This window comes from Lactococcus sp. DD01, assembly GCF_001578715.1.
In the GTDB taxonomy this organism is placed as follows: domain Bacteria; phylum Bacillota; class Bacilli; order Lactobacillales; family Streptococcaceae; genus Lactococcus; species Lactococcus petauri.
This window is the reverse complement of record NZ_KQ968944.1, coordinates 19,552-33,625: the sequence shown is the minus strand read 5'-3', so window position 1 is coordinate 33,625 and position 14,074 is coordinate 19,552. Positions and strand designations below refer to the sequence as shown.

Below are 14,074 nucleotides of genomic sequence, written 5' to 3'. Positions count from 1 at the left end.
GAGTAATCCTCCAAATAAAAAAACGCTATAAAACGTTTTTAGTGTAACTCTCTGATATACATTATTATATTGTATTCTTTTTATATAAGCAATTCATACGAATACTTATTTTTAATTCTATAAACATGATATAATATCTAAGACAGAATGTTATTTCAAATTCTGCTTATTTTAACATGTAAAAAGGCTATCGCCTTTTTTTATTTCTTCAATTTCTGAAATTATTTTTTCTTAAAAATTCTTAACCAAAAACCTTTATTTTTCTCTTCAGATAATTCTAACTGCAGTTAATTTTTGTTGCTGGTCAAGAAGATTGGTTAAATTTTCAATCTGTTTCAAATCATTTCTAACTTGTTTTAAATCATAAGATGAAGTATAGAATGCTTCAATTTTCGTATTTTGATGACAAAGAATTAGTTCTAAAATATTTAGAGATTAGTAAACCAAAAGCATTTATCCAAACTGTAAATGAAACTACAGGAAATAAGTCTAAATTTATACGAACGCACATGATTGTGTAATAAGTTTTTACTAAACACTTTAAAAAGAAAGTTATAAGATAACTAATGTGTGGAAGTTTATCTACTTTTCCTATTCTATAGATTTATTCATAACGGCTCTAACGATAGATTCTCTATTGATTAGTGATTGTTGTTCGTATTGTTTTTCATAATATTTTACGAGAAGCTCACAAATATAAAGTTGAGATATTTTACCAGATAAGGAACCACTATTAAAAAATTCTTCTGCGATAGTTTGTAAAACGAGATCAGACAGTTGAGCAAATATAGATAAGGAAGAAGAAAAATGGTTATGATAATTACAAAAAATAGCAGTACATCTTGTAGAAGTGCCAGACGATGGTTGGAAAATCACGACATTAACTATGCAGAAATCAATATAAGTCGTCAGCCGTTTAATCTGACTCGAGACATTCTCATCCAAATATTAAGCCTAGAAGAAGAAGGACTGTCTGCATTATATGGCCGTAAGAAAAAGACCAACCCTAAATACCAGTGGCTTGTAAAGAGTATCGAGGAATTGTCTTTAGAATCTGCACTCTCCTTTTTACAAAATCATATGGAATTACTGTGTACGCCTATTATTTTTGATGAAAAAAGAGTGCAGTTGGGCTTTCATAGTGAGGATATCAGAAAGTTCATCCCAAAAGAAAAAAGAAGAGTCGATGCAAGGAGAAAAATGTCTCACTTAAGAGAAATAGAACTCTTGACAGGATAAACTTTTATAACACACTTATATTGGCTGCAAGTCTTATATTCTCTATGGTATAATTAGTTCATGGAGTGGACAGTTCATTACTTTGAAGCTCCTGATAAGTTTCTTTATGGAGTAAAGATAGAAGGCTATTCTCTCAAATTTATTCGAGACTGGAGGTATAACCTTATGTCTACATCTATGGAGAGGGAGTATAACTTGGTTATCGGAATTGCTACGGCTATTGCGATTATACTTGGTGCATTAGGTAAGTTTTACATTGCTTATGGGAAATATAAAATTTCCTGTGCGAAAGCTTATCGCATCAAAAAAAAGCGTCCACTATAAAAAGTAGACACTTTTTCTAAAAGTTTATACTCCGAGACTTATTAAGCGATGGGAATGCCAGTTCCTGTCGCTTTTCTTATTTCATTATACCATATTGGCAAGCTATGTCAAATTTACTATTTAGTATTGATGTTTCCACCAGAGTATACTACACAAGCTCAAGTAAAGTCACTTGAAGAAATACTTAATAAGTAAAGTAGATTAAAAAAACAGACACAAGATCATGTGCCTGTTTTTTTATAGTGTTCAGAAAATGGGTAGTATTCTGAACACCTAGTATAAAATATATTGTTCGATAGTTTTGAGGTCTACAGATGGTTAAACGCTTTAAAATGTTTTAAATTATGTATATGTTTTATGGTTAATAATTTATCAGTGTGCGATACGTTTACGATTCGCTTTTTTTCGGTTATCTTCCATGAAGTCCATTTTTTGTTCAATGGGAGCTACAACACGTTTTTTATAAATTGCACCTGCTGTAATTAGGGAAACTAATGTAACAAGATTACCTGTGATGACTCCCGAAATAAATTTCTTATTCATAATATATCTCCATTCATTATAAGTGATTGTTATTTAATTATTTTATCATTATTTAACTATGATTAACTGAGACTAAAGTATTAATTTTTGTAAAATAAATTCTTTAGTTTTGAAGCAAAGGTTAAATTATTTTATCGTCTATAAGGCACGAAAAAATATAGGCAATGTTTAATTCTTGGTTTACTGATTTCTCCTTTTCTAATGACTTACGTGGTGTGCAGCTAGGCTATGATAGTGAAAACATCAGAAAGTTTATCCCAAAGGAAAAAGAAGAGTATATGTAAGGACAAAAATGTCTCACTTAAGACAATTAGAATTGCTCACAGGTTAATTAAAAAAAAGACTGGGTTTAAATGCAAGTCTTATATTCTCTATGGTATAATTAGTTCATGGAGTGGATAGTTCATTACTTTGAAGCTTCTGATAAGTTTTACAGAGTAAATATGGGGACTATTCTCTCAATTAAACTGAAGACAGGAGGTATAGAGCCCTATGTCTATTACTGTAAAGGAAGAGTTTCGTGATGATTACGATAGCTTGTGCTATTGCGATTATACTTGGTGCATTAAGTAAGTTTTACATTGCATATGGGAAATATAACATTTCTTGTGCAAAAGCTTACTGCATCAAAAAAAGTGCAAAACAGAACCAATAAATATAGGTATAACTTTGACATTATTTTCTGGACAATTTTCTAAAACATTTGGAATTAATTGGTTTTACTGGTATGCTTATTTTTAACAAACAAGGAGGAATATTTATGAACGAAGAGTTTTCAAAAAGATTAAAGAATGGTATTGGGATAAACGGAGTGATTTCGCTCCTGATTGGTTGTCTAATTCTTTTCTTACCTGACAAGGTTGCACAAATAGGAACGATTATTATTGGGATAGCATTTTTGATTATAGGACTTTTTTATCTTATTCCAGCTCTCAAATCTTCAAATACAGAAAGACATTCACGATTCAGTCATATTCTTTTAGGATCTATTTATACAGTTGTTGGAATATGTTCCCTTATCAATTTATCTATTGCTACAAATATTGTTTTTATAGTTATTGGGATACTAGTTGGATTGACTTGGATTGTGGAAGGGATTATTTCCCTCGTTTTTAGACATTACCTTGATTCTAATAAAGGTTTTTTAACATCTGGGGGCGGAAGCATTATTGCAGGATTGATTTTCTTATTTGTTCCTTTTTGGGGGGCAATGTTCCTCTGGACAATGCTTGGTGTCATTTCAATAATTTTAGGGATAATAAAAATTATTCAATACTTAACTTGGGGGGGATAAGGGATTAGAATATAATAAATTTTATGAAAAAGAAAAGGCGGAATCTCACAGAGCTCCGTCTTTTTATGTTTTATAATATTGAACCATAATGATTCATTAAACTGTAAATTTTAAGTCTACTTATAATTTTCAGATATGAAATGTTTTAGTAACAAAAAAAGGTCTTTTTCTCATTTAAATGGTAATATTTTTATTTTATATCTTCGAGTTTATTCTAACGAATCTTGCCCTTTTATCTTATCTAAATAATAGTTAAAATAAGTCTTTTGACCAGTAACCACAACGAACGTACCTTCTAAGCCATACCGAATATAAGAAAGGTCTCTTTCATTCAAGGTAACGAGTGCAGAAACCTTATAACCATTGCCCTCCTTTAACGCTGTGGGTGCGCTATCAATTTGTTTAATAGTTCCCGTTAATATTTCTGTCTTAGGAAGGTTGTGTTGAACAGTAAAGCGAGCTTTTTGCCCTAACTTGATACCAGATATTTGAGTACTTGAAATATAAGAAGTTAAGTAAACTTGAGATTTAGCTTTTAATGCGGGATAAATTTGAGCGAGTGGAGTGCCTACTTGGAATGTTTTATTTTCTAGAACATTAGGTAAAACATGCAAAATGCCCTCCTTTTCCGCAAAGATAGCATTGTATTGATTGGCTTGTTTCTGTAAGCTAATTTTACCCCCTATTTCGGTGAGTGCACTATTTATATCGGATAATTCTTTATTTGCTGCAGTTAGAGCCTGTGTTTTAAGAGCGAGGAGTTGGCTCTTTTGACTTTGATCATAGCTATTGCTTGAACTTAAACTACTTTTTTGCACTTCTAGAGTTTGTATTTGATTTTTTAGATTATCAATATTTGAAGAGATGTTGGATATAAATTGAGCTTTTAAAGCTTCTTTTTGCTGAATGATATCTGCTTTAGAGGAAGCTTCTGTTTTTTCTTGATTTTTCATGCTCTCTTCAAGAACTTTTCGTTGTTCAAGATAACTATTATACTGGGTTATATAAGGGTTATCTGAGGATACAGAGCTATTTGTAGATGCTGCATTTTGGATATCAATATAAGCATTAATTTGAGTGTTAACATTAGAAATCTGTGTAGTAATAGCCGACTTCTGATTCGCAATGCTATTGTTCTGATCGTCCACAACTTGGTTAGACTTTTGAATGCTTTCTCTTAAGCTTTCTGCTTGGGCTTTATATGTTTCGAATGTTTTTTCATAGCCGTAAGAATCTGTACTAGGGAATTGATTGGTATCTGAGTTAAGACTATTCAAAAGAAGTTGAAGTTGTTCTTTTTTATTTAAAAACTCTTGCTTCTGATCCATTAAGGTTGTGATTTGCGTGCTGTCCGAGTCATTATTATATTTTATAAGTAAGCTATTGGATTGAACTGTTTTGCCTTCTACAAGATGATTCTCAATAATAGGTGTATTACTTGTCGACTGGATATTAGAAATAATTTTTTGTGGGGCAATACTTGCAATATTAGTGACAATCAATTCTTTTTTTGCAAAGAAAGAAAAAACAAATAATCCAATAAAAAGAAGAGCTACTGGAAATATAAGAAGTATCGAGAAATTTTTATATCTCTTTTCATAGAGTTCTGAACTCTCTAATAAACGTTTATCAAACACGTGAATCTCCTATTGATTATAAAGTTGTGCATAAAAACCATTTTTAGAAAGCAGTTCTAAATGACTACCTTCTTCCATAATTTTTCCCTGATCAATAACAATAATCCTGTCGCTCTTTTCCGCGATGGACAGACGATGGGCAATAAAAATAATGGTTTTATCTAACTTAAATAGATTTTTCAAAATTTTTTTCTCGGTAATTACGTCCAGATTACTTGTTGCTTCATCAAAAATAAGAATCTTCGCGGGAGAAAGTAAGGCACGAGCCAATGCGATTCTTTGTTTTTGCCCTCCAGAGAGAGTTGTAGCATCACTAGAAAGCTCCGTTTGATAGCCCAATTGAAGTTGTTCAATATCGGAACGAATTTCTGCAGCTTCAACAGCTTGGAAAATTTCTTCCTGAGAAATATCCTCACTTGCTCCTAAGGTTAAATTATCAAGTACTGTTCCAGTGAAGATATAGGGTTGTTGGGGAAGATAGCTGACAATCCTTCTGAGTTGATGTTTATCCATTTGTTTTATATCTATCCCCCCAAGAATGATAGTCCCTTGTGTAGGTTCGAAAAAATTAACCAACAATTTGACTAGAGTACTTTTACCTGAACCACTCATTCCGACAATTGTTAATTTTTCATTTTCTTTTATATTAAGTGAAATATTAGAGAGGATGTCTCTACCAAAACCATAGTGATAGGATATATCTATTAACTGCATCTCAAAATTTGAAAGGAGAATTTCCTCTTTCTTTGTGTTAAATTCACTTTCTACCAAGTAAACTTCATTTAAACGATGATTAGCTACTTTAGCGGATTGAAGTTTAGTTTGTAAGTTGATGATATTAGAGAGAGGACTCATAAAGTATGAAAGTAAGGCATTGAAAGTAATCAATTGACCCAAGGTGATTTTTTTGCTCATCACGAGGGTTGCCCCATACCACAAGATAAGTACATTTAAAACAAGTTGTAATCCTGATTTCAAGGCAGTTTGAAAAGCTTCGGATTTTTGACGCGTGAATGATTTTTTCATGTAATCCGCAAATTCACGGTCTATTTTTTGATAGCGAACCTCCTCACTTCCAAGAGATTTAATAGTTTCAATTCCATTGATATCCTCAATAATTGATGAATTTAAAAGAGAATTTGCTTGCATGACTTCATTATTTTGTTTTTCAAATAAAGGAATAAAAATAAAAATGATAAGAACATAAAGCGGAATGGAAAACAAGACAAGGAAGAACAAGCTCATGTTTTGAAGTCCTAAAACAAGCCCCGTCAGAATGACAATCGTGACATCTAAGAAAAGAGATAAGATGGCAGAAGCAAGGGCATCAATAATTGAATTAGCGTCAGAGAAACGACTGGTAATTTCTCCTGTTCTTCGTGTAGAAAAAAAGGACATAGGAAGTTGAAAAATATGACGGATATAGGAAAGGATAACATCAATGGCTAAACGCTGTCCAAGTATTGTAAGTAAGAAAGTTTGAGCAAAATTAAGAATTTGCTGGATGAAATATGTTGCCATTAATCCAAGCGAAACAATGCCTAAAGTTTTCATTAAAGCATTAGGCACATATTCGTCAATAATATTCTGAAGATAATAAGAGCCGATAATATTAATTAAAGTGACTAAAAGAGAAGCAATAATAATCTGACAAACAAGCAGCTTTTGTTTTGCGATGAGGGGTATAAAAGAAAATAATGACTCGGCTTTTTCTTTTGTTGGTTTATACGAAGGTTGAGGAGCAATAAATAAAGTTACTCCTGTCCATTCAGAATAAAATTGGTCCCACGTCATTTTTCGAATTTTAACCGTGGGATCTGGATCTGCAATAATGATATGTTTTTTATTGGAATATTTAACCACATAATAGTGAGGGTATTTCTTTTCTTTAACCACATGAACAATAAATGGATAAGGAAGTTTCTTTGTATCAAATAGAGTTGGATCTGCACGAAAGGCTTGAACGCTGAACTTTAAATGTTCTGCGGCTTTTTTTATACCTAGAGCAGAGGTGCCTTCTATCGTTGTACCAGCAAGTAAACGTATTGAAGCTAAGGATTGTTCTGTACCATAAGTTTTTAAAACCATGGAAAGGGCAGCACACCCACAATCTCTTTCATCTACTTGTGACGTATAATATTTCTTTTTAAAACGCATAATTTCTTCCTGTTTTTTTGATTCATTAAGTTTTAAGATAAATCGTTGACAATATAAAAGATGAGAAATACCTTCTCATCTTTTATATTTGTTTAATGCTTAACAGCTTTCCAGCCCTTAGAAAAACCACTAGCTATTTGGTCGGAGTGCTTATATGCTTCGTGAGCTAACCAACCACCTACAACAACTGCTGGCCAAAATCCGCCATTTATTTTACTTAAATCATTATCGTCTAATAAAGTATATTTCTTCTGATCCATTATACACTCCTATATATAAAATATTTTAATCGTTTCATTTCAGTGCAACTTAATTTTAATTTCAGCAATATTTGAATTCTTAGTCTTTTATAAATTGAATGTTTGAAAAAACATAAAACGTACAATATAGTGAACCAACACCGATCAAAGTATCTAATATAAAACTATCAATTAATCGATGAACGAGATTATTTATGTAGTCTGCAATAATAAATCCTAAAAAAAACGATATAAAGATAATTGAAAAATTAAAAATTGTTAATTTTGGATTTTTAATCCACTTTTTTATGATGTTATTTTTTTTCATTATGCGTTCCTAATTCATGTAACTTCAATTAAAGTATTCCTCTATGAGGACCAGTGTAATTAGAAAGATTATTTGGTTTTGGTTTATGTGGTGATGCAAACGCCCCACTCACAGCACCGACAACATAACCGACACCTTCCCAAATTTTATTACTACTTCCACCAGCAGTATGTTGTAGTTCTTCATCTGAAAGTAGTTTGTAATTTTTGTTTTCCATATTTTTCTCCTTTTTCTAAAATATTCAAACACTTTTACTTAAACAACTATATTGTAACATTTTGTGTTCCAAATCACAATTAAGACTTGATTAAGGTAATGTTAAACTATTATTTCGAAAAGCGTTCAGAAAAATTTCTATGTTCTAAACGCTTAAAGATAATCATATTGAAAAAGAAAAAACTATAATTTATAAAGTGCTATTTTTCATCAAAATGTAAATTTTAAGTCTATTTATAAAGTGATTTAAAGAGTTTAAATCTGACAATAAAATCACGAGTAAGTTTTAAATGGAAAATTAATTATATTAAGTAGCTCATAACTTAACAGTTTTGAGCTCTTTTTGTGTATACTATAAATAAAGAGTTTTTAGAGGCTCATAACTAAGGGTTATAAGTAGAGGAGAAAATATGAAATTTGGATACGCTCGAGTGAGCACAACAGATCAAAAACTAGAAAGTCAACTTGAAAATTTAAAATCTGCAGGAGCAGAAAAAATATATCAAGAAAAGTTTACTGGAACAACAACAGAACGACCAGAATTTCAAAAATTACTTAGTCAGCTGAAAAAAGATGATATGCTTATTGTGACGAAGTTGGACCGATTTGCAAGAAATACTCGAGAAGCGTTAGAAATTATTCAATACCTGTTTCAAAATGATATAAAAGTGCATATCTTAAACATGGGAATTATTGATAACACCCCAACAGGACAGCTTATCTTTACGATTTTTAGTGCATTTGCACAGTTTGAAAGAGATATGATTGTCAATCGTACAAGTGAGGGGAAAAAATATGCCAGGGACAATGACCCAGCTTTCAAAGAAGGTCGTCCTCAAAAATATACGGAAGAACAAATAGCTTTTGCTTTTGATCTGAAGAAACAGGGAATGACTTATAAAATGATTGAGCGTAAAACTGGGATTAGTATAGCGACTCAAAAAAGAAGATTTAATAAAATATCAAAGAAAAGAACATTTGATTTATAATGAAAATGATATAAATGAGTTATGTTTGAATACAATAATTTATAAGTTGGTATGCAACATATAAATTAATTTATAACTAATTGATAAGTGAAGCAAAAATTAAAAGCCTAGGGGATTAATCCCCATAGGCTTTTTAACTATTATTCTGATACCTTAATTTAGTTTTCCGATATGATTTTGTCAATTTTTTAAGTTTTGGTACATGGTACAAAAAATCATCGAATAGATATTTAATAACTCAACTCGTAATTTACTCAAATGATCACTAATAATACTTTCATAAAGGAGATTTCTTTCTCTGTAGATTTCCTTTTTATAGCATTTTTTGTTTTAAAGAATGGAAAATATTAAAGAAAAACTAGAATTCCAATTATTTCGTTAGTATAACCGAAGTATTGAAGCTTATTTTTTACTAATATCCTTAGCTTTCATTTTATCTAGTTGTTTCTTTAATTTGCTTTTTCTAGAATCTTCAGCAACAGCATATATACCTATTAATGTAATTTCTCCAATAAAAGGCATTACAATATCTTGAAAAGAGAATTCGAGTTTTCCAGTAAACAAAAAGTACAAAACAGCTCCTGCAAATGCTAAAGGTAATATAGCACCTAAATACCTATTACCTAACTTTCCAAATATAGTTTGTACTGATATAACAGTGATAATAATAATTATGTTTATTAAGTTACTCATGGCTAGCCTCCTTGTGCTTTTCAATTATTAATTTCCCGATATCGAGTGATATTTTATCTTCAATTACCATTTTCATGATACTGACTTCAAAAGAATCTGACAATTTATTAGTTAAATTAATTTGCTCGATTAGCTTATCTAGACGGCTTCTAACCGTTGGGTAACTAACTTCATATTCTTTTGCTAATTGTTTTAAAGAGCCAGAAGCAAGAATGAAGTTTTTAATAAACTCTTGTTCTTCTGGTTCCAAATTTATAAACCAATCCATATAGGCCCCGCCTTTAATATTATTTACTTTATTTTAACATTATTAATCACAAAAAACAAGACATATCAATATATTGAAAAACATTGTTTACTATCCCTTTTTAATTGTCATCAAACAAAGAATCATAAATCACTAAGCCTGCAATTCCAGAAAAAATTCTACCTATTCTATGATAGGAAACAAGTGGATAAGTGCTTGAATACTATCTCCTGCTAAAATAGAACCATAAATTAAATTATGAGTTAATGAACAAAAAAATAAAAGAAATAGTTAAAAATTATAGAAAATAAAAAGTGACCAGAAAATGGTGCTTTTCTGAACACTTGTAATATTAATTTTACTATTAGACTGTAATATTTTCATAAGTTATTTTGCCAAAAGGACAATAGCATATACTCTATTGAGTTTGGTTGTTATTGCGTAAATGAAAGATTACTTGGTTCATCTGGATAAATTTGTTCACTAGAAAAATCAGTTGTTTTCACATCTTTTGTTACTACTTCTAAATTAAAATCATCTGCCCATAAATTACCTGAACCTTGTAATAAAAAACCAAAATTTAAAATATCTGCTTCAATTGGCACATCTAGTACTGATGAATAATAATTCCATGAGTTTGTTCCAACAACAGGTCTATCTTGCATATTATCAAATTTCAATTGTTCAAAATTCTTACCATCTACTCGAAACCAAATACCACCCCAGCCGTCTATGTTTTCAGATTTTAAATATGCGCTTAATTTAACTCGCTTATTTAGATAGTTTTTAGCACTGATTTGTTGCATAACGGTAGTAAAATTTTCCGAGTTCAAATTCTTACTCCCACTAATTTTCACAGATTGATTGCCACTATGAAAAGTAGAATTATCTAACATGATATTATATTCATCAATGTTACTACCTGAAATAATCCAACCTTTAATTTCTTGATTAGTCATAATTATATTCTCCCTGAAAAAGTTTTTAAATTTATTTTTATATTGTCGAGGTGGCAAATTATAATACTCCTTAAACACTCTAGAAAAAGCTTCTTGTGATGAATAACCGCTCACTAATGAAATGTCTATTATTGATAAATCACTATTTAAAAGTAAAAAAGAAGCTTCTGAAATCCGTCTTTGTTGAATGTATTGATATACGCCCATTTTTACTTCTTTCTTAAATACTCTCTTAAAATGATAATCAGACATACAAGCTATTTTAGAAATTTCTTTTAGTGAAAGCTTCTCATGTAAATTTTTTTCAATATAAGATAATGCTTTTTGAATATCTTTTTTGTAGTCCATAATTCCCTCCTCATTATTCAATTATATGTTATTAGTATTTTTTTTTTTGATAATTTCTGCTATTTATAAAAGGGTCACTAGAGTATACTACAATGGCTTATCGTCACTTTCTGCTATAATTGGATTTGTAAAAGGACAAGTAAGTTGAGCAATGAGTTCAGTCAAAAAAATGTGAGGTAGAGTGAATGCTGAAAGATGAGTATTTTGTGTTCACTGGAACACTTACAACAATGACAAGAAAACAAGCACAATCTATTATTACTGGATTAAAAGGACACAGCCAAAGTAGTATTACTAAAAAGACTACACGACTCGTGACAGGATATTTTCCAATTGATTTAATAGAAGGCTATCATCCATCACAGAAGCTCTTAGAAGCAGAAAAAGCTGCCCAATCAGGACAACAAATAAGAATAATGTCTGAGAAAGAATTTATTGAGTTTTTATCTCAAACTTTTCAACTTCTCTCAAATGGGTTATAATTGAGCATGGTATAATACTTGAATAGAAGAAGAGAAAATATGAAAACATTAGGAAAAGCTATAGGTGCTTCAAAGAAATACAGGTCAGTGACGTCCCCACTGCCTATTTTGATGTTAAAGCCGAAGGGTTCTGAGTTCTTAGCAACACCTTTAAAATAGGGTCGTTCCTCACCTTCTCTAAAGGTTGTTCCTTGCACATCTGCACCAACAGGTGTGTCATTTTTATACCAAGGAAATACAATATTTCCCAATTTATCTTCTACAATATAGCGACGTTCCAGAAGAAGTTTGACCATGTTTTGTGGGAGTTTTCGCTCATTTACAAGGAAGTTCTCCGCACGTCTTGGGAAGTCTACTGTTTTGAAATACCATTGAAACGGTGGCTTCTTTTTAGGTGTGAGATCAACTTCTACTTCTGAGAAGTCAAGGTCAGCTAAATAATTCACTGCTTCGACAAAAGAAGAACCTCGTTCATATTGAACAAGGTTTATTGTATTTCCTCCTTTTTGACCTGCATAGTAGTTTGAAAATTTATTTGTATCGGGATAGAACTCATATGCATTATTCTTCCCTGCTCGATAACCATTTCCAACTTTTCTTACTTCTAAACCGAGGTGATTTGCGACTTGGAGTATATCCATTTTTTCAACTCGATTTATTACTTCATCTGGAATAAGTGCCATAATTGATTTCCTTTCTTCTAACTTATTGTTTGTTTTTTTATTTATTGTGATATGATTAATTTATTAATATTAAGAGGTTACTTTATGAGTTATACGTACGAAAGTGTTTTTGTAAGTTCAAATTATCCTAATGTCACTGCGATTGAAGCCAATCAGTTTTATAACAAAAAAATCCCTGAATTCAATGATAAGACTATATTTTATTGTTCTGAAAATTGTTCTGCTGAAATTTCTTGCGCTAATTATAAAGTAGATTTTTCTGACCCCAAAAACAAGAACAAAGTAACGCCATACTTAGTGAATAGAAAGAAACAAGAACATTTACTTTCATGCCCTAGATGGCTAGAAATCGCTAAGAAAAGAGAAGGTGTAAAAGAACAAACTGCACATTACACCCAAACAGGGAATGAATTTGTTATCGAATTTTTGACAGGTAAAGGGCTTATTCCTAATCAGTCTACTCCTAGCAAGTCCGAATCTACAATTATTGATGCAACAGGAAGTAAAACTTCTAGTACAAAATCTAAAAAATCTACTCCTTCAAAAAAGAGAACCCCTCATAAATCAGGATTAAAAGAAATTGTAAGATTATTTGACAAAAACCATAATCCGATAAAATTTAATGATATTTTTGAAAAAATTGATAGGAAAAACCCTACTACTGTAGTCAGTAATTTACCTAAAATTTACTATGGCCAAGCAAAAGCAGAAATAAAGGATGAAAATTCACTTAGAATTACTTTCACTGGAAAAGCTACCTTATCTAATATTGAAAATAAAAATATTTCTTTTTTGTTATATCGACAAACGTGCGAAAAAAATAGGAAAAAAACTTTTTATAATGAATTAGAAAAAATGGCTAAACTCTATAAAGAAGACCATAAAAACTATTTTAGTTACTTTACTCTATATTATGAAGGAGACTTTAAAATTTACGACAACAAATATATTAATCTAAATCAAGAAAATATTAGCGAAATACTTAAACACATTGTTATAACCCCGAACTAATTATGAAAGCATAAGAGACCCTTAAGAATCTCCTCTGCTTTTTCTTCTTGATCTAGTGGATGAATGCCCCAGTCTTCCCACTCTTCATAGCCCTTATTATCACGTAGTATATATTCTGAATAAATTTGTAATATCAAAAGTTGTTTATCTTCATTCCTGTACCAATTCTTTTCATAAAGAAACTCAAATACTTCCTCAACTTTTGAAACTCTAATGATAAAGGCTCCTTTCTCAATGACAACAAGATAGCACTTTTCAATAATGCTTATCTCTTTGTTTATATTTACCGTACCCAAGAGCTTGGGGGTAATACTAAAATAACCTAGATACTTAAATTTATACAGGTATTCAGGATCTTTTACATCGCTATCGTAGCTTCTCAGTTTATAAAACTTTTTCTCCATAACTTAAATTCTCTTTCTATTGCAAACTTAAAAATAGTGATTATTATTATTTCTTTAATTGAACAAAAAGAACCAAAGTAAGTGCTTTGGTTCTTTTGAATAATATTGACAGTTAGTTTATTTGTGTTATAATAATAGAAAAAGCGATAAGAAGTGCAATTCTTATCGCTCATAGGTCGAGTACTCATTTTGGTTAACGCTTCTTCTTAGAAGCGTTTTTTCTTATGCTGTAGGCAATAGCAAGACGAATTGTTAATTTGCCATAAGCCGTCAGAACAATA

16 protein-coding genes are annotated in these 14,074 nt (G+C 30.8%); 6 read left to right on the top strand and 10 right to left on the bottom strand.

The window, feature by feature from the left end:
- Positions 1 to 807: 807 nt before the first annotated feature.
- Positions 808 to 1,239 (top strand): ArsC/Spx/MgsR family protein, encoded by a 432-nt coding sequence (locus tag LACDD01_RS10850; protein ID WP_061415223.1) that lies wholly within the window; start codon positions 808 to 810, stop codon positions 1,237 to 1,239.
- 60 nt (positions 1,240 to 1,299) lie between these two features.
- Positions 1,300 to 1,563 (top strand): hypothetical protein, encoded by a 264-nt coding sequence (locus LACDD01_RS11925; RefSeq protein WP_156468532.1) that lies wholly within the window; start codon positions 1,300 to 1,302, stop codon positions 1,561 to 1,563.
- A 372-nt stretch (positions 1,564 to 1,935) separates the two neighbouring features.
- On the opposite strand, the gene LACDD01_RS11705 is transcribed toward LACDD01_RS11925, so the two are convergent.
- Positions 1,936 to 2,106, bottom strand: a complete 171-nt coding sequence (locus LACDD01_RS11705; RefSeq protein ID WP_082779308.1) for a DUF3042 family protein — start codon at positions 2,104 to 2,106, stop codon at positions 1,936 to 1,938.
- A gap of 760 nt (positions 2,107 to 2,866) precedes the next feature.
- Between LACDD01_RS11705 and LACDD01_RS10845 the strand changes: the two genes are divergently transcribed.
- Positions 2,867 to 3,400, top strand: coding sequence for a DUF308 domain-containing protein (locus LACDD01_RS10845; RefSeq protein WP_061415218.1), 534 nt, complete (start codon positions 2,867 to 2,869; stop codon positions 3,398 to 3,400).
- Between the two features lie 209 nt (positions 3,401 to 3,609).
- Here the strand turns inward: LACDD01_RS10845 and LACDD01_RS10840 are convergent, their stop codons facing one another.
- The 4 genes from LACDD01_RS10840 to LACDD01_RS10825 form a co-directional block, all read right to left on the bottom strand.
- Positions 3,610 to 5,037, bottom strand: a complete 1,428-nt coding sequence (locus LACDD01_RS10840; RefSeq protein WP_061415215.1) for a bacteriocin secretion accessory protein — start codon at positions 5,035 to 5,037, stop codon at positions 3,610 to 3,612.
- 9 nt (positions 5,038 to 5,046) lie between these two features.
- Positions 5,047 to 7,194, bottom strand: a complete 2,148-nt coding sequence (locus LACDD01_RS10835; RefSeq protein ID WP_061415212.1) for a peptide cleavage/export ABC transporter — start codon at positions 7,192 to 7,194, stop codon at positions 5,047 to 5,049.
- 92 nt (positions 7,195 to 7,286) lie between these two features.
- Entirely contained in the window at positions 7,287 to 7,454 is a 168-nt protein-coding gene (locus LACDD01_RS11920) for a class IIb bacteriocin, lactobin A/cerein 7B family (RefSeq protein WP_156468531.1), read from the bottom strand.
- A gap of 335 nt (positions 7,455 to 7,789) precedes the next feature.
- Entirely contained in the window at positions 7,790 to 7,978 is a 189-nt protein-coding gene (locus LACDD01_RS10825; RefSeq protein WP_061415205.1) for a hypothetical protein, read from the bottom strand.
- Positions 7,979 to 8,387: 409 nt separating this feature from the next.
- On the opposite strand from LACDD01_RS10825, the gene LACDD01_RS10820 reads away from it, so the two are divergent.
- Positions 8,388 to 8,966, top strand: coding sequence for a recombinase family protein (locus LACDD01_RS10820; RefSeq protein WP_061415203.1), 579 nt, complete (start codon positions 8,388 to 8,390; stop codon positions 8,964 to 8,966).
- Positions 8,967 to 9,368: 402 nt separating this feature from the next.
- Here the strand turns inward: LACDD01_RS10820 and LACDD01_RS10815 are convergent, their stop codons facing one another.
- The 3 genes from LACDD01_RS10815 to LACDD01_RS10805 form a co-directional block, all read right to left on the bottom strand.
- On the bottom strand, positions 9,369 to 9,659 hold the full coding sequence (locus LACDD01_RS10815; RefSeq protein WP_061415201.1) for a hypothetical protein: 291 nt from the start codon (positions 9,657 to 9,659) through the stop codon (positions 9,369 to 9,371).
- Positions 9,652 to 9,945 (bottom strand): DUF2089 family protein, encoded by a 294-nt coding sequence (locus LACDD01_RS10810; RefSeq protein ID WP_369814487.1) that lies wholly within the window; start codon positions 9,943 to 9,945, stop codon positions 9,652 to 9,654. Before LACDD01_RS10810 ends, LACDD01_RS10815 begins: the two co-directional genes overlap by 8 nt.
- A 395-nt stretch (positions 9,946 to 10,340) precedes the next feature.
- Positions 10,341 to 11,213, bottom strand: coding sequence for a helix-turn-helix transcriptional regulator (locus tag LACDD01_RS10805; RefSeq protein ID WP_061415197.1), 873 nt, complete (start codon positions 11,211 to 11,213; stop codon positions 10,341 to 10,343).
- A 185-nt stretch (positions 11,214 to 11,398) separates the two neighbouring features.
- Between LACDD01_RS10805 and LACDD01_RS10800 the strand changes: the two genes are divergently transcribed.
- The gene (locus LACDD01_RS10800; protein WP_061415195.1) at positions 11,399 to 11,695 is read left to right on the top strand and encodes a BRCT domain-containing protein; all 297 of its coding nucleotides are present in this window, start codon (positions 11,399 to 11,401) and stop codon (positions 11,693 to 11,695) included.
- Here LACDD01_RS10800 and LACDD01_RS10795 read toward each other — a convergent pair.
- Entirely contained in the window at positions 11,671 to 12,378 is a 708-nt protein-coding gene (locus LACDD01_RS10795; protein ID WP_061415192.1) for a DUF3991 domain-containing protein, read from the bottom strand. The two genes, LACDD01_RS10800 and LACDD01_RS10795, sit on opposite strands and share 25 nt — an antisense overlap.
- An 84-nt stretch (positions 12,379 to 12,462) precedes the next feature.
- On the opposite strand from LACDD01_RS10795, the gene LACDD01_RS10790 reads away from it, so the two are divergent.
- Positions 12,463 to 13,389, top strand: a complete 927-nt coding sequence (locus LACDD01_RS10790) for a hypothetical protein (protein WP_061415190.1) — start codon at positions 12,463 to 12,465, stop codon at positions 13,387 to 13,389.
- On the opposite strand, the gene LACDD01_RS10785 is transcribed toward LACDD01_RS10790, so the two are convergent.
- Positions 13,386 to 13,793: a hypothetical protein gene (locus LACDD01_RS10785; protein WP_061415188.1), complete on the bottom strand. Its 408-nt coding sequence runs from the start codon at positions 13,791 to 13,793 to the stop codon at positions 13,386 to 13,388. The genes LACDD01_RS10790 and LACDD01_RS10785 overlap by 4 nt on opposite strands.
- Positions 13,794 to 14,074 lie beyond the last annotated feature (281 nt).